Below are 22354 nucleotides of genomic sequence, written 5' to 3' on the forward strand. Positions count from 1 at the left end.
CGTTCACCTTCTTTCTGTTTATCTTTCCATCTTTCTACTTTATACTTCCCAATCCAGGCTCTCTAAAAACGCATAAATATCTTCGTGAAGCTGATCTTTTTCTTTATCCATTGTAATCACGTGGCCTGAATTAGCATACCATTTGATTTCTTTTTGTGTGGATTCGACATTGTCATAAATATAATTCGCACTGTCTGTATTAATCATTTGATCTTTTTCAGCCTGTACGACTAAGGTAGGTGTGTAAATCATATCAATATTTGATTTTACTTCCTTCACTGTGTCCCTGACACCGATAAAGAGGTTTTTGGAATTATCCATAATCGTATCAACTTCTTCTTTTATAACCGCTTCGTCCTTTTGTTCCAGCTGTTTAAACTCTTTAGAGAATTCCCGGAATCCTTTGGTCAGTTCTTCCTCATTATCAAAAAACATTGGAGCACACATGGATACCATACCTTTAATTTTCTCCGAATAGGCAAGTTTTAAACCTAATACGCCTCCAAGAGACAGACCGGCAACTGCAATTTCCTGATATCCAAGTTCCTTCAGATGGTTAAAAGCAGCTTTCACATCTGCCCACCATTGATCCGGATTACTTTTGATCAATTCCTCCGGCGGCAGTCCATGTCCGCGATAAATCGGCGCATGGCTTGTGTAGCCTTTCTTTTCTAGAAACCGCCCAAGCATGCGGACATCTGCAGAGTGCCCGGTAAATCCATGCAGTAATAATACAGCACGTTCTCCTGCTTCAAATGTAAACGGCTGTGGTAACTTTATTTTCACAATCATCCATTCCTTTCATCTTCTTGAAAAATAAAACTGTCCGTTAAATTGTGGGAAATCATTTTTCCCAATTCATTTCTAGTATACCCTGTATTATGAAAAGCGAAAATAAAAAAACCTTACCACACTACTGTGATAAGGAATATCATTTATTGTAATACGTACGCTGCCAAGAAAGCTAATAAAAAGAACAGCACCGCTGTAACAATTGTCATACGATGAAGCACCAGATCAATTCCGCGTGCTTTCTGTTTTCCAAATAACTGCTCTGCACCGCCGGAAATCGCTCCTGAAAGACCAGCGCTTTTTCCAGACTGCAATAAGACAAGTGCAATCATCACGATAACGTCAATTACTAATATCACATTAACCACAGTTAACAACATGTTTTCATACTCCTCCTATGTTCCGACAATCCCTATCTTATACTTTATCATACTTTGAATTTGTTGTGCAAGATTGATTTGTGAAATACTTCTTTACTATACACCCCTCGTGATTCATCCCTTATTTGAATTTGTCCAACAACCCGTCTTCAACGTATAATGAATGTAGCAGTCCCGCGTAAATAAAAAAGCATCGTGATTAATGATACCAAGGGGGAAGAAAACATGGAGATGAAAACAGATTGGCTGACAGTGTCTGACGGAACCCGCATCTATATCAAACAATGGCTTCCGGAAAGAAGACCTATTGGCATCCTGCAGATTGCCCACGGCATGGTGGAACATATTGAACGCTATCATGATTTCGCTTCCTGCTGCACTTCTTTAGGTTACATCGTGATCGGCAATGACCATCGCGGACATGGGAAAACAGGTGATTTAGGAATACAAGGCTACTTTACAGAGAAAAATGGTTTTCAACGCGTCGTGATAGATTTGTATGAAATCATGCAATATGGAAAAAAAGCTTTTCCTCATCTTCCCTATTACTTCTTGGGGCATAGCATGGGTTCTTTTTTAATGCGGAATTTCATTCAGCATTATAGTAATGAAATGGATGGATTAATATTAACCGGTACAGGACATTATTCCAGACTTCTTGCCACCGCAGGAAAAACAGCAGCATCCCTCCTGCCGTCAAGGAAACCTTCTCCTCTCATGAATCAGCTCGTTTTAGGGAACAGTATGAAACAGGATAAGCATTACAAACACGAATGGCTTACAAGAGAAAAAGCATATGCAGACGCTTATGAAGCAGACTCCTATACCGGCTTTATTCCGACAGCCCGTTTCTTCTATGATTTATTGGAAGGTATCTATCAGACCAGAAAGCAAAGTCTCAATCAAAACATATGTAAAAATCTTCCGCTTCTCCTTATCAGCGGTGACGAGGATCCTATTGGTCAATATGGAAAGGGAGTATGGAAAACAGCTTCTCTCTTTCAAAAAAATGGCCTGGAGAATATTGTCGTTCAGGTTTACGAGGGTGGAAAGCATGAATTATTAAATGATACCTGCCGGGAGGAAGTATATGCGTTTATCGGAGATTGGCTGAAGAATGCTGGTAAAAAATAACGGATTATATTGATTTTAACAATTGAAGAAAACCCTTTAAACTTGCACCTCAGCCCACGCTAATTTAGTATAGATATGTTATAATTAATAAGATAGTTTTATTAAAGAAAGGATGCTCTCATAATGAAAAAATTGAATGGAATTGCTGCATCTAGTGGAATTGCCATTGCGAAAGTATACGAACTGAAAGACCCGGATTTAAATTTTGAAAAAACGTCTATTGATAATCCAGGACAAGAGATTGAGCGTCTTGAAAGCGCATTAGAAGTTTCTAGACAGGAACTGGAAAAAATCAAAGCACATACATTAAAAGAACTCGGGGAAGAGCATGCAGAAATTTTCTCTGCGCATTTGCTTGTATTAGGAGACCCAGAGCTGATTAATCCGATTAAAGATAAAATCAACGATGATAAAGTAAACGCAGAAGCTGCCTTGGACGAAGTTGCTACGATGTTTATCGACATGTTTAAAGCCATGGATAACGAATATATGCGCGAACGTGCAGCAGATATCCATGATGTAACCAAACGTGTCATGTCTCACCTGCTTCAGGTTACCTTCCCGGACCCTGCTTTAATTGATGAGCAAGTGATTGTTATCGCAAGAGATTTAACACCATCTGACACCGCTCAGTTAAACCGTGAATTTGTAAAAGGGTTTGCAACCGATATCGGCGGCAGAACTTCTCACTCTGCTATCATGGCCCGCTCCTTAGAAATTCCTGCTGTGGTAGGTACAAAAGAAATTACCGGCGCTGTGAAAAAGGACGACCAGATTATTGTCGATGGCATTGAAGGTACAGTTATCATCAATCCGACAGAAGAAGAGATTAAAGTATATGAAGCGAAACAAGCTGCATTTGCTAAGCAGCAGGAAGAATGGGCAAAATTAAAGGATGAGCCTACTTTCTCTGCAGACGGTGAACAAGTTGAGCTTGCTGCAAACATCGGTACACCGAATGATGTAGAAGGTGTTCTTAATAATGGCGGCGAGGGCGTCGGACTTTATCGTACCGAATTCCTTTATATGGGTAACTCTGAATTGCCTTCCGAAGATGTTCAATTTGAAGCTTATAAAGCTGTATTAGAAAAAATGGGAGACAAGCCTGTCGTTGTAAGAACACTTGATGTCGGCGGCGATAAGGAAATCAGCTACTTAGATATGCCGCATGAAATGAACCCGTTCTTAGGATTCCGTGCAATTCGTTTCTGTCTGGAAAATGAACATGTCTTCCGCCCGCAATTACGTGCATTACTGCGTGCGAGTGCTTACGGCAACCTGAAAATCATGTTCCCGATGATTGCTACATTGGAAGAATTCCGTCAGGCAAAAGCGTTATTGCTAGAAGAAACAGACAATCTTAAAAAAGATGGCGTTAAAGTTTCCGACAACATTGAAGTAGGAATCATGGTAGAAATTCCATCTACTGCAGTGATTGCAAAACAATTTGCGAAGGAAGTCGATTTCTTCAGTATCGGAACAAATGACTTAATCCAATATACGATGGCTGCTGACCGTATGAATGAACAGGTTTCTTATCTGTATCAGCCATATCACCCAGCTATCCTGAATCTGGTAAACAATGTCATCGAAGCTGCTCACGCAGAAGGCAAATGGGCAGGCATGTGCGGTGAAATGGCAGGAGATTCTACTGCTATTCCATTGCTTCTTGCTCTTGGACTGGATGAATTCAGCATGAGCGCAACTTCTATCTTACCGGCAAGAACTCAGATTCTTAGCTTGAACAAAAAAGAGCTTGCAGCACTTAAAGATGAATTCCTTTCCTTAAGCACTGCAGAAGAAGTGGTTGCATTAGCGGAGAAGACGATTAATAAATAAGTATACTGAAAAACCCTGATTATTGTTTGCACAACAATAATCAGGGTTTTTTATTAATACATCCGCGCCATTCCCGCAGAATTCGGGGCCGTATGACGAAAGCCGAACTGTTCATATAATTTATCAGCGGGAATATCTGCAATCAAGCTGACATAAGAGCCTTTGTAGGTATGGTTATCTAAATAAGCCATAATCTCCTGCATAATGACCTTCCCAAGCCCTTGTCCCTGATAGCTTGGTTTGACCACGATATCTACTACGTGAAAAACAATTCCCCCATCTCCCACTACTCTGCCCATCCCAATCAACGTATCACCGTCATAGATGGATACAGCAAATAACGTATTAGGAAGCCCAATTTCAATCGCTGCTTTTTCTTTATTGCTTAATCCAGCCTCGACACGAAGCTCATTAAATGCTTCGACTGCTGGTGTTTGATGACTGATCTGATAACGTTCATTCATTGATTCCCATCCTTTTCATCCTATTTATTTCTTCTATTTTACCATCTAAGTCTATTTCCTATCATATTTTCTTATCTCCTTTGATTAAAAAACACGATTATCCACAGATAACAAAGAAGACTATAATGAATGATAACAACACCATTCAAGGAGGGAATGCTTTGGATTTTCACAGTAAAGATAATATGTACAGCTATACTGGCCGGGACGCGGATGCAGCGTGGAAAGAAAAAATCAGAGAACTCATTGATATTTCATCCATTCACCATGCTGCGGACATAGGCTGCGGAGGCGGAATTTATTCAAGAGCTTTAGCTGCTATTGGGATACCATCTATCCTAGCCATCGATTCTTCCAAGCCAATATTAGAAGGTGCGAAGAAAGACTGCAGCAGGTACCCGAATATTTCTTTTCAGCTTGGGCTGGCAGACAAAACCGGCCTGGAATCGGAAAGTGTTGATTTGATACTAAGCAGAGCATTGGTCCATCATCTTAAAAATCTTGATTCCGTATTTGCAGAAGCATACAGGGTATTAAACAGCAATGGCTATTATCTTATTCAAGACCGGACATTGGACGATTGTTTACTGGAAGGGAGTAAAGAGCACATCCGCGGATACTTTTTTGAAGCTTTTCCGAAATTAAGAGAATTTGAAAAGAAACGGAGATACTCCAGTGATGATATAAAAATAAGTCTTCAGCAGGCTGGTTTTAAAGAGATAACAGCGCATCGCCTCTGGGAGATTAGAAAAACATATCCAAACAAACGAGCACTTCTCGCTGATATTCAATCCAGAACGGGACGAAGTATTTTACATGAATTATCAGATGAGGAGCTGCAGTATTTAAGCGATTATATCGATTATTCGATTGGGGATGATATGGAAGAAGTTGTTGAAAAAGACAGATGGACATTGATTAAAGCAGTGAAATAACTATACTGAATCGTTGAATCTCTATTACTCGAATGCCCGACATAATATCCCCTTTATTCTCTTTCAAAAAACCATTAAATACGTATTGTATATTTATACAATACGTATTATAATTAACCGAAGCTATTTTTCATCTAACCTTAAAAATAACTATAAACAGCTTAGATAAATTATATTTTATGTCTTTTATAATAATGTATATTTATCATACATCTTATGCAATAATTGTTTTATCACGGAGAACCGCCCGTAAAACTCCCGCCTCAAAATAAAGAGCGAAAATAAATTTATTTAGGCGGGAGATAACGGGCGCTAACTCCCTGAATCACTTAACTAATCATTCAGCGGGAGAAGGGCGAAAACTCCCACTGAATGAAGTTTCGTTTTATCGCAATGTAATGAAATGGAGGATTTAAAATGGAAAGAAAGCAAAAAGATTGGGAGCATTTAGTTGATTCGATTGGAAACTTCCTTGCTCCGAGTATGGCAAAAGACCATCCTAACTTGCCTGTTGTAAAGGCAGAGGGCTGTTATTACTATGGGACAGACGGCAAAAAATACTTAGATTTCACTTCAGGGATCGCTGTTGAAAATGTTGGACACCGTCACCCCAAAGTCGTGCAGGCTATCAAAGACAGCGCGGATCATTTGATTCATGGACCATCCGGCGTGATTATCTATGAATCTATTTTAAAATTGGCAGAAGAGCTTCAGGAAATACTTCCGCCCAAGCTGGATAATTTCTTTTTTGGAAATAGCGGAACAGAAGCAATTGAGGGAGCCCTAAAACTCGCAAAGCATGTATCTAATCGTCCTTATGTAATTTCTTTCACAGGCGGATTCCACGGACGGACCATCGGCTCACTCAGTGTTTCTACCTCTAAAAGTAAATATAGAAAACACCTTCAGCCTTCCTGGTTAACTTACCAGCTTCCATACGCACATTCGGAAGACTGTCCGGCCGGGGAAGATCCGGAGGTATTTTTTGCAGAAAAGCTTGAAAAAGAAGCAGCGAATTTATTCCGTCATCAGGTTGACCCGGAAGAAGTTGCCTGTATGATTGTAGAGCCTGTGTTAGGTGAAGGCGGCTATGTTATCCCGCCTAAATCATGGCTGAAGAAAATGCGGGAGATTTGTGACCGGCATGGGATTTTATTAATTTTTGATGAAGTACAGACCGGGTTTGGCAGGACAGGAAACTGGTTTGCAGCCCAAACCTTTGACGTGACACCAGATATCATGGCTGTTGCAAAAGGAATTGCAGCAGGGATGCCGCTTGGCGTAACAATTGCTTCCAAGGAATTAATGGACCAATGGCCAATGGGGTCCCACGCAACGACTTTCGGCGGAAATCCTATCGCCTGCGCAGCAGCACGGGCATCCATTGAAGTCATCAAGGAAGAAAAACTTCTTGAAAATGCACGTACTGTCGGGGATTACGCCCTTAACCAGCTGATACAGTTAAAAGATAAATTTTCGATTATTCATGATGTTCGCGGTGTTGGATTAATGATTGGAATTGCGCTAAAAGATGCAGAAACCGGTGAACCTGACGGAGAAGCCGTGATGAATGTATTAAACAGCTGTCTAGAGAAAGGTGTTCTCTTCTATTTATGCGGAAATGCCGGGGAAATTATCCGGATGATTCCTCCATTAACGGTAACAAAAGCACAAGTAGATGAAGGAATAAAAGTACTTGAAGAGGCATTGACTGCTGTTCAAAACGAAAAATAAGCTCACGTTTTTATAAGGAGGTAGACCATTGAACCATAATAGTGAACAAACAGAAGAGCATACCGTGTCCGAAAAACATTCCAAAAAAGATTTCCTGAAATTTTTGCTGCCCTCCTTATTTGGTATTTTTATATTTCTTTTTCCCATCGTCGATGGAGATACGTTTAATATACCGCTGGGCATTATAACTGAATTTCTTATTGAACAGCTGGAGAACCTCCTGCCTGGTATCATTACATTTACAATGGTTATTTCTACTGTTCTTACGCTCATTGCAATGCTGCTAAAGCCAGCATTTATCGTAAATTCAGAGTTTCTTTCATCCTTATTTAATGTATCTTTTTTCTGGATGGTTGTCCGAGTGCTCGGAACTATTTTCGCTGTGATGACATTCTTCGGAGCCGGGATTACATTTATCCATTCCGAAATTACCGGGCAAGTGATGTTCGGATTATTGACAACCTTGATTGTCTGGTTTTTTGTAGCCTCCTATCTCTTGCCTTATCTCATTAATTTTGGGGCGATGGAATTTGTAGGGACATTACTTCGGAAAGTCATTAAACCATTATTTACACTGCCGGGCCGTTCTGCCATTGATTTATTGGCGTCATGGGTCGGAAATGTCAATGTTGGAGTTGTTCTTACAAGAGAGCAATATCAGGATGGATTTTATACAGGACGTGAAGCAGCAGCAATTACAACCTGCTTCTCAACCGTCTCTCTGCCATTCTGTCTCGTCATCGCGAATATGCTGAATGTTGGACATATGTTTCCTGTCTTTTATTTAACGATTGTCATTGCAGGAGTCGTAAGTGCCATCATTATTCCGAGAATTCCGCCTGTTTCCAGAATTCCGGATACGTATTATAAAGAAAGTCATTTCCAAGAAGAAATTCCAGCAAACACTTCCCCGCTTAAATGGGGAGTTGATCAGGCTGTCAGAAGAGCAAAAAAAGCAGGCACGTTAACAGATCAATTAAAGCAGGGCTCTGAAATATTTCTGGGAATTATTTTCGTTTTATTGCCGCAAGTCATGGCGATTGGAACCATAGCTCTTATTATTGCTGAATTCACACCTGTTTTCCATTGGATTTCCCAGCCGATGATTCCGCTTTTACATCTATTGCAGATTCCTGAAGCGGCAGCTGCTGCACCAGCATCCATTATTGGCTTTATTGATATGTTTTTACCAGCTGTGCTGGCCTCTGGAATTGAAGCCGAGATAACACGATTTGTGATTGGTGCTTTATCGTTAGTTCAAATCATTTATTTAACAGAGATGGGCACCCTGTTGCTGATTTCAAAAATACCGGTTAAATTATGGCACTTACTCGTTATTTTTATTGAACGTACCCTTATTTCATTACCGATTATTGCTTTAATCGCACATATGATTTATTAATTTTTAGTGAACAACTGGCAGGTGGATAGATTTTGTTATATGTTGAAAAACTTTACGAACAATTAGGCAGGGAAAAAGTAACGCAGCAGGAATCCGAATTAAAAAAGCACAGCAAGGATGAATCGATTCATGAAGCAGTGACCCCGGATGTGGTATGTTTTCCGGAATCAAAGAAAGATATACAAATGATCCTTCGTATCGCTTCCAAATATCAGATAGCTGTGACCGCCTATGGGGCAGGCTCCGGTTTGGAAGGACAGGCTATTCCTGTACAAAAAGGAATCAGTCTCGATTTTCGAAACATGAATCAGATTTTGGACTTTTCTCCAGAGGATATGCGTATTACCGTACAGCCGGGATTGATGAAAAGTGAATTGAATCAGTTTGTCCGTCAGCAAGGATTATTTTTTGCAGGAGGTCCTGATTACGATGCAACCATCGGCGGCATGGCAGCTACAAATGCGAGCGGAACCAGAGCTGTACGATACGGGGTAATGAGAGATCAATTACTGGATTTAGAGGTGGTACTGGCTGATGGAATGACCTTTCATACCGGAACAAAAGCAAAAAAATCCTCTTCCGGGTATCATTTAACCAGCCTTTTTGCCGGCTCAGAAGGCACATTGGGGATTATTACAGAAATCACCTTAAAACTCTATGGCATCCCGGAATATTCAACCGTAGCAAGATGTACCTTTGAAACACCGGAGCTATGTGCGATTGCAGCGCAAACCATACAATTAAAAGGCATCCCGGTTATGCGGATGGAATTGATAGATTCTGTCAGCATCGGTATCATCAATGAGCAATGCGGACTTGATTTCCCTGTAAACCATTCTTTATTTTTAGAGTTTGCCGGGCCAAAAAATACGGTTGCGGAAGAGGTAAAGCTCGCTTCCGAAATCATGCATGAGCTTGGCTGCGAGGACTGGGCAGCAGCAAGTGATCCGATCGAGAAAGAGAAGCTTTGGGAAGCGCGGGTAAAATTAGCTGTTTCCTTTCAACATTTAAAAGAATTAAAGGAAATTGGCGGAGATGTATGTGTTCCTATTTCTCAGCTCCCAAAGCTTGTTTCTTTCACCCGTCACAGCATGGATACAAGCGGATTAAAAGGAGCAATCTGGGGGCATATTGGAGATGGTAATTTCCATACCAGCATTATGTTTAATCCAAATGCAGATGGAGAACAAGCATTGGCAGAGCAAACCAATGATGCCATTGTCAAGCTGGCCATTGAATCAGGCGGAACCTGTACTGGTGAACATGGAGTTGGTCTTGGCAAGAAGAAATTTCAGGAAGCGGAGCACGGCACCGCTTTAGAAATGATGCGGCGCACGAAGCAGCTTTATGACCCTAAAGGGATTTTAAATCCAGGAAAGATTTTTTCTTAAACATAAACCTTTTTACCGTAAATGACTAAAATAAGGCAGTTATTCTTTTGAACCCTTTTAGAGAATAGCTGCTTTTATTCGTGATAACCGTGCTGATTCCTATAAGTTTTTAGTGTTCAAATAACGATATTACGTTTCTGTATAATGCATTTTTATCATCTAAAACCTCATAAGGAACGCCTTCATTGTCAATCACATAGCCTTTTCCTACTGTATAGGATAAACTGTCCCCATTTCTTAATTCTACCTCTATCAGATACTCGTTTTCTTTGTCATCTTTCACCCTATCTACACTATTTATCTGATATATCCTGTAATCGCTATTAATATATTTGCTTATTTGCTCAGACCCTTCCATCACAAATCTTCTCTCATCCTCTGGAGGGATATAATCCGATAGATTATTAAAATCTTCTGGTATTTCACCAGTCATTTCAATCTCTATTTTTTCAATGTCATTTACGGTAGTTCCCGCGTTATCCTCAACCACCTTATCGAAGGTAGTCGGTAAAGAAAAAGATAAATTAAATATCCACATAATGACTGTTACAACGATTGCCAGTAATAAGATAATATCAAATAACTTATTTAACCTGGACTTTGGCTCACGCAAGTTATACCTCCTTTGTTTTCAAATTTTAAATAAATTTATTTATACGAAACGCTAACTTCATACCCTTGCTACTCTATGTATACCCGAATTTTCAACACAATAAAAACCCCCTGCCTACAATGAATTTATCATCGTAAACAGAGGGTTCTGCATGTAAACTGATTTATTATTTATCAGCCAAGTTATAGAAAGAAGTCAATCCGCCATACTCGCCCATGCCAGCTAGTTCATCTTCAATGCGAAGTAACTGGTTGTATTTTGCTACGCGGTCTGTACGGGATGGAGCTCCTGTTTTGATTTGACCGGCATTTGTTGCAACTGCGATATCAGCGATGGTTGTATCTTCTGTTTCACCAGAGCGGTGAGAGATAACAGCTGTGTAGCCAGCGCGTTTCGCCATTTCGATTGCTTCAAATGTTTCCGTAAGTGTACCGATTTGGTTCACTTTAACAAGGATTGAGTTGCCGATGCCTTGCTCGATACCTCTGGAAAGTTTAGCAGTGTTTGTAACAAATAGGTCGTCACCTACAAGCTGTACTTTATCACCAAGACGGTCTGTTAATACTTTGAAGCCGTCCCAGTCGTTTTCATCTAAACCATCTTCAATTGAGATGATTGGGTATTTTGAAATCATTTCTTCATACCAGTCAACCATTTCTTCCGAAGTACGTACCACGCCTTCTCCTTTAAGGTTGTATTTACCATCGTTGTAGATTTCAGAAGCAGCTACGTCCATTGCAAGTTTCACTTCTTCGCCTGGTTTGTAGCCGGCAGCTTCAATTGCTTCTACAATGGTTTGAAGTGCTTCTTCGTTGGAACCAAGGTTTGGAGCAAATCCGCCTTCGTCCCCAACAGCTGTATTGTAGCCTTTAGATCCTAATACTTTTTTCAATGCGTGGAAGATTTCAGCACCAGTGCGCAATGCTTCTTTGAAAGAATCAGCGCCTACAGGCATAATCATGAATTCTTGGATATCCACGTTGTTATCCGCATGCTCTCCACCGTTTAAGATGTTCATCATTGGTGTTGGAAGCGTTTTGGCATTGAATCCGCCAAGATAGTTGTATAAAGGCACTTCCAGGTGATTCGCTGCTGCACGAGCTGCTGCCATCGATACGCCCAGGATAGCATTTGCACCTAATTTCCCTTTATTTTCTGTACCATCTAAATCGATCATTAATGCATCAATGATGTTTTGACGTGTTGCATCTAAACCGATTAATTCAGGAGCGATGATTTCATTAACGTTTTCAACCGCTTTTTCAACGCCTTTTCCTAAATAACGATTTTTATCGCCATCGCGAAGTTCTACCGCTTCATATTCCCCTGTAGAAGCACCGCTTGGTACGATTGCAGAGCCAAAAGCTCCAGATTCTGTGAAAATTTCTACCTCAATAGTCGGGTTACCTCTTGAGTCTAATACTTCTCTTGCGTATACGTCAGTAATATATGGCATTATTTTCTCTCCTTTAATAACATTTATTTTTATTTTTTAATTAAGGATGAACCAGTCATTTCTTCCGGTTTCTCTACATCAAGTAAATCTAATAAGGTTGGTGCTAAATCGGCAAGAATACCGCCATCCCGCAATGTTACGTCATCTTTTGTCACGATAACAGGAACCGGGTTGGTTGTGTGAGCAGTCATCGGTTGATCTTCCAAGGTGATAACCTCATCAGAGTTCCCGTGGTCAGCGGTAATAATCGCATGTCCGCCTAACTCTGTAATTTTATCAACGATTTTACCCAGACATTCGTCTACTGCTTCAATCGCATCGATGGTTGGCTGCAGCATTCCGGAATGTCCAACCATATCCGGGTTTGCAAAGTTTAAAAGAATGGCGTTTTGGGTTCCAGCATCCAGTTCTTTTAATAAAGCATCTGTTACTTCATAAGCGCTCATTTCTGGCTGCAAATCATAGGTTGCTACTTTGGGCGAATCAATCAGAATCCGTTTTTCGCCTTCAAATTCTTTTTCACGTCCGCCGCTCATAAAGAAGGTAACATGCGGATATTTTTCTGTTTCGGCAATACGTAATTGGTTAAGCTTATTCTGTTCCAGAACCTCCCCAACGGTATTGTCGAGATTAACTGGTTTATATGCAACATGGCCATCTACCGTTTCACTGAAGTTGGTCATCATGACGAATTCAAGATTTTTCGGAGCGCTCTCGCCCCGGTCGAAATCTCGGAAATCCTCATTCGCAAACGTTCTGGAAACTTGAATTGCACGGTCAGGACGGAAATTGTAAAAGACAATCGCGTCTTCGTCCTGAATTGTTGCCACAGGCTTGTCATTTTCATCTGTAATCACAGACGGAATAACAAATTCATCATAGATTTCGTTCTTGTAGCTGTCTTCAACCACTTCTGCAGCACTATGATAAGAAGGTCCTTCGCCATAAACCATAGCATCATATGCTTTTTTCACACGATCCCAGCGCTTATCACGGTCCATGGAATAATAACGACCGGATACCGTTGCAATTTTACCTACGCCAAGCTCTTTCATTTTATCCTCTGTCTGCTGCAGATATTCACCGGCAGTTTGCGGACCAACATCACGTCCGTCTAAAAATGCATGTACATATACTTCTTCTAAATCATACTGTTTTGCCATTTTTAATAACGCAAACAGGTGGTTGATGTGGCTGTGTACACCGCCATCAGATAACAGACCGAAAAGATGCAATGCTTTGCCCTTTTCTTTCGCATGTTTTACAGCATTCACAAGCTCTTCTACCTCGAAAAAGTCGCCTTCTTCAATCGACAGATTCACACGTGTCAAGCTTTGATAAACAATGCGGCCTGCTCCAATATTTAAGTGACCCACTTCAGAATTACCCATTTGCCCCTCTGGCAGGCCAACAGCATTTCCAGACGCTGTCAACTGGTTATGGGCATAAGCATTCCAATAGCGATCAAAATTCGGTGTGTTTGCTTGCTTGACTGCATTTCCTTTTTCTTCATCGCGGATCGCAAAGCCATCCAGAATAATTAATGCAGCTAATTTATCTTGACTCATTTTGTACCTGCCTCCACTAATTGAACAAATGATTCAGGCTCTAAGCTTGCGCCGCCGACTAGTGCGCCGTCAATATCTGATTGAGAAAGCAACTCATCAATGTTCGCCGGCTTAACGCTTCCGCCGTATTGAATAACAACTTGATCAGCAATGTCTCCGGAAGTAACTTCTGCAATTACCTTACGTGTTTTTGCACAAACTTCATTGGCATCTTCACTGGAAGCTGTTTTCCCTGTTCCGATTGCCCAAATTGGTTCATAAGCAATAATCGTCTGTGTTACCTGTTCATCCGATAATCCTGCTAATGCTTTTTTCACCTGGCCGCCGACAACATTCATTGTTTCGTTTGCTTCGCGCTGTTCTAACGTTTCACCTACACAAACAATTGGAGTTAAGCCATGTGCAAAGGCAGCTTTTGTTTTTTGGTTAACAGATTCGTCTGTTTCTGCATAATACTCACGACGCTCGGAGTGTCCAATAACGACATGCGTTACACCGATATCTGTTAACATAACTGGGCTCACTTCCCCAGTAAAAGCACCTGATTCTTCAAAGTGCATGTTTTGAGCAGCAACTTTTACATTGGACCCTTTTGCTTTTTCAACAAGAGCAGGTAAATGTACGAAAGGTGCACAAACAATTGCTTCTGTATTCCCGCCTGGAGCTTTTGGAATCACAGCATCCATAAAATCAGTTGCTTCTGCTAATGTTTTATTCATTTTCCAGTTTCCCGCAATAACTACTTTCCGCATGCGCTCACCTCATCCATTCTAAATTTATTATTTATCGTTAAGTGCGTCTACTCCCGGCAGAACTTTTCCTTCCATAAATTCCAAGGAAGCTCCTCCGCCTGTAGATACATGATTCATTTCACTTGCCAGACCGAATTTTTCTACTGCTGCTGCAGAGTCTCCTCCGCCGATAACAGAGAATCCTTCTGTTTCTGCTACTGCATCAGCAACAGCTTTTGTACCGCCGGCAAATGCATTTAATTCAAATACACCCATTGGTCCATTCCAAATAACCAGTTTAGATTCTTTGATAATCGAAGCATATTCTTCGCGTGTTTGAATGCCGATATCCAACGCTTCCCAATCAGCAGGGATTTGATCAATACCTACATTTTTTGTATTTGCATCTTCTGAGAAATCATCAGCTACGACAACATCTGTCGGCAATACAAAGTTAACGCCTTTGTCTTTCGCTTTTTGCATGAATTCTTTTGCTAAATCCATTTTATCTTCTTCTAATAATGACTTCCCAATTTCATGGCCTAACGCTTTTACAAACGTATAAGCTAATCCGCCGCCAATAATCAAATTATCCACTTTATCAAGCAAGTTATCAATCACATTGATTTTATCTTTTACTTTTGCTCCGCCGATAATGGCTGTAAATGGCCGTGCCGGATCTTCCAATGCTTGTCCAAGAACTTCAATTTCTTTTTCCATTAATAGTCCTGCCGCGGCTGGAAGCTTTGTAGCAATACCTGTTGTGGAAGCATGTGCACGATGTGCCGCTCCGAATGCATCATTGACATATACGTCTGCCATTTTAGCGAAGGCATCAACAAGCTCTGGATCGTTCTTCTCTTCACCAGCTTCAAAACGAACATTTTCAATTAATAACACATCGCCATTGTTCAATTGGTCGATGGCTTTATTCACTTCTTCTCCGTAGACTTCATCCGTTTTAAGAACCTCTTTGTTTAAGAGTTCACTTAAACGTTTTGCTACCGGGTCTAAACGAAGTTCATCCACAGCAGTTCCTTTTGGACGCCCTAAATGGCTCGCTAAAATAAGTTTTGCTCCTTTATCCGTCAGCTCACGGATCGTTGGCAATGCAGCACGAATACGCGTATCGTCCGTAATTTCACCGTCTTTTAAAGGCACGTTAAAATCGACACGGCAAAATACGCGTTTCCCTTCTACTTGTAAATCAGCAATGGTTTTCTTGTTCAACGGAATCCCTCCTAGTTTGGTATATGCAACTCTTGTTATTATACCATTTTATCTTGCATTCCTGCTAATTCTACAAAAATGAATGTTCTAAAATGAAAATAGAGGAGGAATTGCTCCCTCCTCTATTTCATACCGTTCGGAGAGGCTTGCCTTACAACGAACGTCAATTATTATTTTACAGTCCTTTTTCAGCCATGAATACAGCTAAGTCTACACAACGGCTGGAGTAACCCATTTCGTTATCATACCAAGAAACAACTTTAACCAGGTTGCCTTCCATTACGATTGTAGATAGAGAATCGAAAATAGAAGAGTGGTTGTTTCCTACGATATCAGAAGAAACGATTGGATCTTCTGTATACTCAAGAATTCCTTTAAGCGGTCCTTGAGCAGCTTCTTTCATTGCATTGTTTACATCTTCAACAGTTACTTCTTTATCAAGCTCTGCAACTAAGTCAGTTAATGAACCATCTGGAGTTGGAACGCGTACTGCGTTACCATTTAATTTACCATTAAGTTCCGGTAATACTAAACCTACTGCTTTTGCAGCTCCAGTTGAAGTAGGGATGATGTTTTGAGCAGCTGCACGCGCACGACGATAGTCTTTATGCGGTAAATCAAGGATTTGCTGGTCATTTGTATAAGAGTGGATAGTAGTCATTAATCCACGTTTGATGCCAAAGTTATCATTTAATACTTTAGCGAATGGCGCTAAGCAGTTTGTTGTACAAGATGCGTTAGATACAACATGGTGCTGAGCTGGATCATATTTATCATCGTTAACACCCATAACGATTGTTAAGTCTTCACCTTTAGCTGGTGCAGAGATGATAACTTTTTTCGCTCCTGCTTTAATATGCTTTTCAGCAGCTTCTTTTTCTGTGAAGATACCAGTAGATTCGATAACGATTTCTACGCCAAGGTCTCCCCATCCAAGGTTTTCTGGATCACGTTCAGAAAGTACGTTGATTTCTTTTCCGTCAACAACAAGATTAGAACCATTTACACTGATTTCTTCTTCTAGTTTGCCGTGAACAGAATCATATTTCAATAAGTGTGCAAGCATGTTAGCATCTGTTAAGTCATTGATTGCCACGATTTCCACTTGGTCATTTTTTAAAGATTGACGAAATACGTTACGTCCAATTCTTCCAAAGCCGTTAATACCAACTTTTACAGTCATATTAAATTCCTCCTAAGAATTTCTTGTTTTTTTATTTATATAAAGAGGTTATCCTCTTAATATCTTTTCTGCAGCACCTTGATCGGTTATCAGCAAATTGCTCTTCCCTTGTTTAAAGTAAGAATGAATGGCATGTCCCTTTGATGAGCCTCCGGCAACCGTAATGATATGCTTGGATTCATCCATATCCTCCAGCTGCAGTCCCACTGTTTTTACTTTGTAAACGACGCGTCCATCTGCGTCAAAGTAATAACCAAACGCTTCTGAAACAGCATTTTCTGACTCCAATACATCAATTACTTTTTCGGAAGACCTTCTTCGTTCTGCCATGCGCAGCGCATCACCAACACCGTGTAAAACAATGTCAGCATTTTTTATGACAGCTAACGCATCAATCACATGTGGTTCCTGAATAATTAATTCATATGTGGAATCACTGATTGGATCTGGTACATAAAGCATTCTATACTGGCCATTTGACCTTCTTGCCATCTCTGAAACAATACGTGATGCTTGATTCTCCACCTTTTCGCCAATGCCGCCTCTTGCTGGAACAAATAATACATCCGTTCCCTCTGGCAATGGTTTCATTGCATCAGCTACTGCCGCTATGGTGCTTCCGCCTGTCACGGCAACGGTATTGTTTTTCTGCAGAGTAGATTGCAAATGCGTCACACATGCTTTTCCCATCTCTGCCTTGATTTGAGGGTTATGATCACTATCACCAGGCACTACAATCACATTATCAATAGACAAGGTGCGTTTTAACTGATCCTCCAGATTTTCTAACCGGGACATATCTCCAATCAAAGCAGCTAACTGATCTAGAACTACTTTTCCCTCATTGGTAATAAACATACCTTTGGAGGTCACTTCGACTAAACCTTGTTCATGCAGAAAATCAATCTCTCCGCGAACATGCCGCTCTGTTAAATTTGTACTTTCTGCTAATGCCCGTCTTCCAATCGGCTGATGTAAATGCACATGCTGTAATAACGTGTACCTTTCCTGCATCAAACTTACCAATTCAGGTACGATTTTTCTCTGTAGGGCCATGATGGATTCCATATTAACCATTCTCCTCCATACGGGATTGAAAACGTCCCATGTGGTTGTTTTATGTCCCGATTCATTTGTATTATAACATACCTCTTATCAAAAGCAAAGAAAAACTCTTGAAAATAAGGCTGTTTCGCACCCCTTTTGTCTAAAAAACAAGGAACCTGTCCTGCCGCCAGTTAAATGCGAAAAAGCATAGGAGTGTTTTCGTTATACTTTTGTGATGAAGAGCAATTATGTCCCGGGGTGTGGTTACCTCCTTACCAAAACATCTGCTAAATCTTATAGCATAAAAAGGCATACAGTTTACTATTCCCATTGCATATGAACTTAAACACAGAATCGAATGTTTACAAAATTTTAATGTTTATATGCGCTGAAACATTTCTTCCGGGTCAATAATGTCCCGAAATACATGATAAGCGTTTAACCATACACATTCTGTTCTTCCATCCAGACAGGGGTACTTCTATATAACTCAACATTCGCACCTAAGAATAAGCATATATATCTTGCTATTCCAGGGTGAGCATGTTCTCCATTACCATGCTTGCTTTTTGGTTAAATATCCGTCCATTTGGGAATTAGTGATGATGCATAGCTCCGCTCCGGCCAACCACTCTCGCTTTCCGACGCAGCGGCGCTTTACACTTCACCTTCTATATCTTTATCAAGGGTGTTAGCGAAGGAACAATCAACTCCTGTTTCTATGGAAATAAAGTTACTTTTTAATGTGTGAAAGTTGAGTATATAATAAAAAGGCATTCTCTAAAGCACTTACATTTGCTTTAGAGAATGCCTTTTCCTTTATTCAGCTAACAGTCTGCTGATATTTTCTATGCTGATATCATTTCCATATAATTCATTATTCTTATAAACGATGACAGGAATCATTAATTGATACGTTTCCAGTAAATCATCTGATTGATAAATATCTATTTCCTCGACAGGAATAGGAGCTGTGTTCAGTAAATCTAATAACCCCTTCGCTTCTTCACATAGCGGACAATTCGTTTTTGTATAAAATTTAATCATTATTTCTGCTCGTTCTCCTTTTGCGCTTGGAGGAAGAGGGAATACCCAGCTCTTCCCGGTATTTCATCACCGTTCTTCTTGCTACATGCACCTGATACAGCTCTTCCAGTTTCCTGCGGATTTTTTCATCAGAAAGCGGGCGGGTCTGGTCTTCCTCCGCAATTATTTGCTGTACATATTGCTTCGCAACCACACGGGCGACTCCTCCCCCTTTCCGGGATTCACGCTGCAATAAATATTTGACTCGGAGGATACCAAAACTTGTCTGCAGATATTTATTGCTGATGGTCCGGCTGATCGTTGAAACATGCAGATCCAATACATCCGCTATCTCCTGAAGGGTTAACGGTTTTAATGCCGTTATCCCTTCTTCAAAAAAGGATAATTGTTTATTGACAATAATATGCAAAACCTGCTCCAAGGTCTTCCCACGGTATTGGATCGCCTGCTCCAGCATCTCTATCTCCTTCTTCTTCTCCTTCAAAAAGTCTGCTCCCTCTTTCGGCATATCAGCCTGCAGGATATCATCCCGAAGCTGAATAGTAGGGCTTGACCAATTGAAAAAGGACAGCTGCCACTCTCCCTTTTCCTTCAACACTGCCGCTTCCGGAATAATATATTCTGTCTCTTCTTCCTCCAATAATTTACCCGGATTCGGATGACAAAGCTTCATATTCGAAATTAATCTGCCAGCTTCCTCTTCTGTAATCCCGTAGGCTTCAGCTAAAGCCTGGGCATCCTCCTCGGCTATCAGGACCAAATCATTTTCAAAAAGCTCCTCTAAAAAGGGATAATCACAATCCATTTCTTTTAATTGCAGCTGGATACACTCCTGTAAGCTCCGGGCTCCAATTCCCGGCGGCTCAAGGGATTGTAAATAGGATAGAGCCTGTTCTATTTCTTCCATGGATAACTGACAGCCGGAAGCCCACTCTTCCATAGTAATATCCAGATAGCCATTTTCATTTAAGGAATCAATTCCAAAAAGAACCGCCTTTTTTAAATTTTCCTCCGAAATAGAAAGCATGTACACATTCTCTTTTAATTGCTCGTACATATTTTTTTTCGAAGCATTCATATTTTCAAATGCGTTTGTCTCTCCATGAAATTGACTGAGCACCTGCTGATCAATGGGACGGATATCCTCAATCAAAGGATTCTCTTCAGCAATTCTTTGTACATGATCATATAATTCAATACCAGAGAGCTGCAGGATTTCAATGGATTGATGAAGCGATTGATTCATTTTCCAAGCTAATGCTTGCTTTAACACCAGACTCTGCTGCATGCTTTAACCTCCATGCATTTCAGTAGGAAATCATTTTTTTCGTATTGCTGCCGTTCCCTGTATTACCCTATACAGATATTATACTTTCTTCACCTGGTTTTCCATAGTTCCAATTCCTTCTACTTCTAACTTCACCCGGTCTCCTTCCTGAAGCAGGCCGGATGGCTCCATTGCTAAACCGACACCATGCGGCGTTCCGGTTAAAATAATATCTCCCGGCTCCAGCGTCATGATTTCAGAAATAAAATTTATAAGGAAAGGGATATCAAAAATAAGATGCGCTGTATTAGAAGACTGGCGCACCTCCCCATTTACATAGGAGCGGATAGCTAATTCATGCGGATTATCCACTTCCTCCTTTGTCACAACCCATGGCCCTACCGGCGTGGTATGATCCAGTGATTTCCCCTGCAGCCATTGCGGCGTCCGTTTTTGCAAATCACGTGCGGAGGTATCATTGGCAAGGGTATAGCCGGCAATATAATCAAAAGCATCTTCTTTTTTCACTTTAGAAGCTGTTTTTCCAATGACAATGGTTAATTCTGCTTCATAATCTAATTTTTCAGTTATTGAAGGATAATAAATATCATCCTCCGGCCCAATAATAGCATTATCAAATTTCGCAAATAAAACAGGAAAATCAGGTATATCTGATTTCATTTCATGAACATGCTCCTGATAGTTTTTTCCAACGCAAATAACCTTTCTCGCTTCTCCGAGCGGCATTCCCAATTGCACATCCTGAAGGGAAAGGTTTTCATATCTGCCCGTTTCTGGAAGTATTTTCTGCAACGCTTCTATGTATTCGGATGCATGTGCATAAAATTCACTAGGATTCGCAGGAAGTGATTTTCCTCCAAATTGCTGCGACAGGCTTTCCACATCTGCAATGGATTCCGCATCTGTTAAAACACCAACACGATAATTTTCATCTTTGTTTTTCCGATAAGCTACTAGTTTCATGTCTATTCCTCCCTTTCCCTCATTATAGTAGAGTTAGAGTTGGAAAGGAATAAATATGTCATAATTTATTCAACCTCTCCTTTGGCTGGTCATGCTATACTAGGTGTCGGGAGACAATAATAGAGAGGGGTATACATAATAATGAAGAAAAAAATATTTTTTATCCTCATCGTTCTGATGGCTGCTTTAGCTGCTTGCTCAAATAATGAAGCGGATACAGCAGAGGAAGATGACACGGATTCCATGGAACTGCCTGTTCTGGAAGTAGATTTCGATGTGCCGGGGCATGTTGAAGTCGGAGAAACCATTGATTTAACAGCTCATGTCACCTTTGACGACGAGCCTGTAGAAGATGCTCGTGAAGTGTTATTCGAGGTATGGACACAGGGGCATGCGGATGACAGTGTGGAAATCGAAGGCGTTCATCAAGAGGACGGCACCTATACAGCCAGCTTTACCTTTGAAGAAGAAGCAGTTTATGAAATGTATGCTCATACTACCGCAAGGGAGCTGCATGTCATGCCATTGAAAACGGTTATTGCCGGTGATGCAGAGCCATCGGAAGAAGAAGCCCATGATGAGATGGATCATGAGCACCATGAACACGGTCATGATGCAGACGAACATAATCAGGAAGAGGAATAATTTAGCATCATTTTTCAAGCCATTCCTGGCCCGCACGCATTCCTTTTTGATTTAAAATTCGTTATAATATGAATATAGAAAAGAACGATTTGGCGGGGGGATATGCTTTGATTCAGGTTTATACAGACGGCGCTACAAACGTGAATACAGAAAAAAGCGGAGCCGGCATTTATATAAAGGCTGGGGAAAAGAAGCTGGAATATACTGTCCCCTTACCTTATATGTCCAATCATGAAGCCGAGTTTCACGCTATCATAGAAGCATTAAAAATTTGTAAGATGAACTTCCCTGAAGAAATCTTATCTTTTCGAACTGACTCTAAAGTAGCCGCAGACGTGATTGATAAAGGACGAACCAAAAACAAACAATTTCTTCCTTTGCTTGAAATCATCCAGGCTGAAGCAGCAGACTTTCCATTCTTATTTATTAAATGGATACCGGAAAAAGAAAATAGCAGAGCAGACCAATTGGCAAGAAAAGCAATCCATCAGCAATCATCGTAACGTGCTGGA

The 22354-nt window shown here is 40.7% G+C and carries 21 protein-coding genes; 8 read left to right on the forward strand and 13 right to left on the reverse strand.

Going from position 1 to position 22354, the window contains the following annotated elements; genetic code table 11:
• Positions 1 to 39: 39 nt before the first annotated feature.
• Entirely contained in the window at positions 40 to 786 is a 747-nt protein-coding gene (locus ACFO3P_RS13935) for an alpha/beta hydrolase (RefSeq protein WP_193063393.1), read from the reverse strand.
• A 149-nt stretch (positions 787 to 935) separates the two neighbouring features.
• On the reverse strand, positions 936 to 1172 hold the full coding sequence (gene secG / locus ACFO3P_RS13940) for a preprotein translocase subunit SecG (protein WP_374705727.1): 237 nt from the start codon (positions 1170 to 1172) through the stop codon (positions 936 to 938).
• A 225-nt stretch (positions 1173 to 1397) separates the two neighbouring features.
• Here secG and ACFO3P_RS13945 point away from each other — a divergent pair, with 225 nt between their 5' ends.
• Positions 1398 to 2306, forward strand: a complete 909-nt coding sequence (locus ACFO3P_RS13945; RefSeq protein WP_289584401.1) for an alpha/beta fold hydrolase — start codon at positions 1398 to 1400, stop codon at positions 2304 to 2306.
• Positions 2307 to 2429: 123 nt separating this feature from the next.
• Complete coding sequence (gene ptsP / locus ACFO3P_RS13950) at positions 2430 to 4145, forward strand: phosphoenolpyruvate--protein phosphotransferase (RefSeq protein ID WP_193063389.1); 1716 nt, start codon at positions 2430 to 2432, stop codon at positions 4143 to 4145.
• 53 nt (positions 4146 to 4198) lie between these two features.
• Here the strand turns inward: ptsP and ACFO3P_RS13955 are convergent, their stop codons facing one another.
• Positions 4199 to 4609 (reverse strand): GNAT family N-acetyltransferase, encoded by a 411-nt coding sequence (locus tag ACFO3P_RS13955; RefSeq protein WP_042530430.1) that lies wholly within the window; start codon positions 4607 to 4609, stop codon positions 4199 to 4201.
• Positions 4610 to 4770: 161 nt separating this feature from the next.
• Between ACFO3P_RS13955 and ACFO3P_RS13960 the strand changes: the two genes are divergently transcribed.
• The 4 genes from ACFO3P_RS13960 (at position 4771) to ACFO3P_RS13975 (ending at position 10071) form a co-directional block, all read left to right on the forward strand.
• Positions 4771 to 5544, forward strand: a complete 774-nt coding sequence (locus ACFO3P_RS13960) for a class I SAM-dependent methyltransferase (RefSeq protein WP_244882334.1) — start codon at positions 4771 to 4773, stop codon at positions 5542 to 5544.
• Between the two features lie 417 nt (positions 5545 to 5961).
• A complete protein-coding gene (locus ACFO3P_RS13965) occupies positions 5962 to 7278 on the forward strand; it encodes an aspartate aminotransferase family protein (protein ID WP_212928320.1) in 1317 nt (438 codons plus the stop codon).
• A 28-nt stretch (positions 7279 to 7306) separates the two neighbouring features.
• Entirely contained in the window at positions 7307 to 8680 is a 1374-nt protein-coding gene (locus ACFO3P_RS13970) for a YjiH family protein (RefSeq protein WP_289584402.1), read from the forward strand.
• A 32-nt stretch (positions 8681 to 8712) separates the two neighbouring features.
• Positions 8713 to 10071, forward strand: a complete 1359-nt coding sequence (locus ACFO3P_RS13975) for an FAD-binding oxidoreductase (protein ID WP_289584403.1) — start codon at positions 8713 to 8715, stop codon at positions 10069 to 10071.
• Positions 10072 to 10180: 109 nt separating this feature from the next.
• Here the strand turns inward: ACFO3P_RS13975 and ACFO3P_RS13980 are convergent, their stop codons facing one another.
• The 10 genes from ACFO3P_RS13980 to ACFO3P_RS14025 form a co-directional block, all read right to left on the reverse strand.
• The gene (locus tag ACFO3P_RS13980) at positions 10181 to 10684 is read right to left on the reverse strand and encodes a hypothetical protein (protein ID WP_289584404.1); all 504 of its coding nucleotides are present in this window, start codon (positions 10682 to 10684) and stop codon (positions 10181 to 10183) included.
• A gap of 166 nt (positions 10685 to 10850) precedes the next feature.
• The gene (eno, locus tag ACFO3P_RS13985) at positions 10851 to 12140 is read right to left on the reverse strand and encodes a phosphopyruvate hydratase (RefSeq protein WP_289584405.1); all 1290 of its coding nucleotides are present in this window, start codon (positions 12138 to 12140) and stop codon (positions 10851 to 10853) included.
• A gap of 29 nt (positions 12141 to 12169) precedes the next feature.
• Positions 12170 to 13708, reverse strand: coding sequence for a 2,3-bisphosphoglycerate-independent phosphoglycerate mutase (gpmI, locus tag ACFO3P_RS13990; RefSeq protein WP_042530415.1), 1539 nt, complete (start codon positions 13706 to 13708; stop codon positions 12170 to 12172).
• Positions 13705 to 14460: a triose-phosphate isomerase gene (gene tpiA / locus ACFO3P_RS13995; RefSeq protein WP_042530413.1), complete on the reverse strand. Its 756-nt coding sequence runs from the start codon at positions 14458 to 14460 to the stop codon at positions 13705 to 13707. The genes gpmI and tpiA overlap by 4 nt, the downstream gene beginning before the upstream one ends.
• Before the next feature lie 27 nt (positions 14461 to 14487).
• Complete coding sequence (locus tag ACFO3P_RS14000) at positions 14488 to 15669, reverse strand: phosphoglycerate kinase (RefSeq protein WP_193063371.1); 1182 nt, start codon at positions 15667 to 15669, stop codon at positions 14488 to 14490.
• 175 nt (positions 15670 to 15844) lie between these two features.
• Positions 15845 to 16852, reverse strand: a complete 1008-nt coding sequence (gene gap / locus ACFO3P_RS14005) for a type I glyceraldehyde-3-phosphate dehydrogenase (RefSeq protein WP_042530410.1) — start codon at positions 16850 to 16852, stop codon at positions 15845 to 15847.
• Between the two features lie 48 nt (positions 16853 to 16900).
• Positions 16901 to 17920, reverse strand: coding sequence for a sugar-binding transcriptional regulator (locus tag ACFO3P_RS14010; RefSeq protein ID WP_042530408.1), 1020 nt, complete (start codon positions 17918 to 17920; stop codon positions 16901 to 16903).
• 798 nt (positions 17921 to 18718) lie between these two features.
• Complete coding sequence (locus ACFO3P_RS14015; RefSeq protein ID WP_052484923.1) at positions 18719 to 18946, reverse strand: glutaredoxin family protein; 228 nt, start codon at positions 18944 to 18946, stop codon at positions 18719 to 18721.
• Positions 18939 to 20234, reverse strand: a complete 1296-nt coding sequence (gene rpoN / locus ACFO3P_RS14020; protein WP_042530404.1) for an RNA polymerase factor sigma-54 — start codon at positions 20232 to 20234, stop codon at positions 18939 to 18941. Before rpoN ends, ACFO3P_RS14015 begins: the two co-directional genes overlap by 8 nt.
• Positions 20235 to 20312: 78 nt before the next feature.
• Positions 20313 to 21197: a fumarylacetoacetate hydrolase family protein gene (locus ACFO3P_RS14025; RefSeq protein WP_042530402.1), complete on the reverse strand. Its 885-nt coding sequence runs from the start codon at positions 21195 to 21197 to the stop codon at positions 20313 to 20315.
• Between the two features lie 141 nt (positions 21198 to 21338).
• Between ACFO3P_RS14025 and ACFO3P_RS14030 the strand changes: the two genes are divergently transcribed.
• Positions 21339 to 21842 (forward strand): FixH family protein, encoded by a 504-nt coding sequence (locus tag ACFO3P_RS14030; protein ID WP_289584406.1) that lies wholly within the window; start codon positions 21339 to 21341, stop codon positions 21840 to 21842.
• Between the two features lie 107 nt (positions 21843 to 21949).
• Positions 21950 to 22345 carry an RNase H family protein gene (locus ACFO3P_RS14035; protein WP_042530397.1) on the forward strand — a complete coding sequence of 132 codons (396 nt, stop codon included), beginning with the start codon at positions 21950 to 21952 and terminating at the stop codon, positions 22343 to 22345.
• Positions 22346 to 22354 lie beyond the last annotated feature (9 nt).

The organism is Oceanobacillus aidingensis (assembly GCF_042654105.1).
Classification (GTDB): domain Bacteria; phylum Bacillota; class Bacilli; order Bacillales; family Amphibacillaceae; genus Oceanobacillus; species Oceanobacillus oncorhynchi.

Bases quoted from the DNA above. Each gene is read 5' to 3' on its own strand.
- ACFO3P_RS13945 (WP_289584401.1), top strand. From the start codon at position 1,398: ATGGAGATGAAAACAGATTGGCTGACAGTGTCTGACGGAACCCGCATC.
- rpoN (WP_042530404.1), bottom strand. From the start codon at position 20,234: ATGCAGCAGAGTCTGGTGTTAAAGCAAGCATTAGCTTGGAAAATGAAT.
- eno (WP_289584405.1), bottom strand. From the start codon at position 12,140: ATGCCATATATTACTGACGTATACGCAAGAGAAGTATTAGACTCAAGA.
- gpmI (WP_042530415.1), bottom strand. From the start codon at position 13,708: ATGAGTCAAGATAAATTAGCTGCATTAATTATTCTGGATGGCTTTGCG.
- secG (WP_374705727.1), bottom strand. From the start codon at position 1,172: ATGTTGTTAACTGTGGTTAATGTGATATTAGTAATTGACGTTATCGTG.
- gap (WP_042530410.1), bottom strand. From the start codon at position 16,852: ATGACTGTAAAAGTTGGTATTAACGGCTTTGGAAGAATTGGACGTAAC.
- ACFO3P_RS13955 (WP_042530430.1), bottom strand. From the start codon at position 4,609: ATGAATGAACGTTATCAGATCAGTCATCAAACACCAGCAGTCGAAGCA.
- ACFO3P_RS14015 (WP_052484923.1), bottom strand. From the start codon at position 18,946: ATGATTAAATTTTATACAAAAACGAATTGTCCGCTATGTGAAGAAGCG.
- ptsP (WP_193063389.1), top strand. From the start codon at position 2,430: ATGAAAAAATTGAATGGAATTGCTGCATCTAGTGGAATTGCCATTGCG.
- ACFO3P_RS14025 (WP_042530402.1), bottom strand. From the start codon at position 21,197: ATGAAACTAGTAGCTTATCGGAAAAACAAAGATGAAAATTATCGTGTT.
- ACFO3P_RS14030 (WP_289584406.1), top strand. From the start codon at position 21,339: ATGAAGAAAAAAATATTTTTTATCCTCATCGTTCTGATGGCTGCTTTA.
- ACFO3P_RS14010 (WP_042530408.1), bottom strand. From the start codon at position 17,920: ATGGAATCCATCATGGCCCTACAGAGAAAAATCGTACCTGAATTGGTA.
- tpiA (WP_042530413.1), bottom strand. From the start codon at position 14,460: ATGCGGAAAGTAGTTATTGCGGGAAACTGGAAAATGAATAAAACATTA.
- ACFO3P_RS13965 (WP_212928320.1), top strand. From the start codon at position 5,962: ATGGAAAGAAAGCAAAAAGATTGGGAGCATTTAGTTGATTCGATTGGA.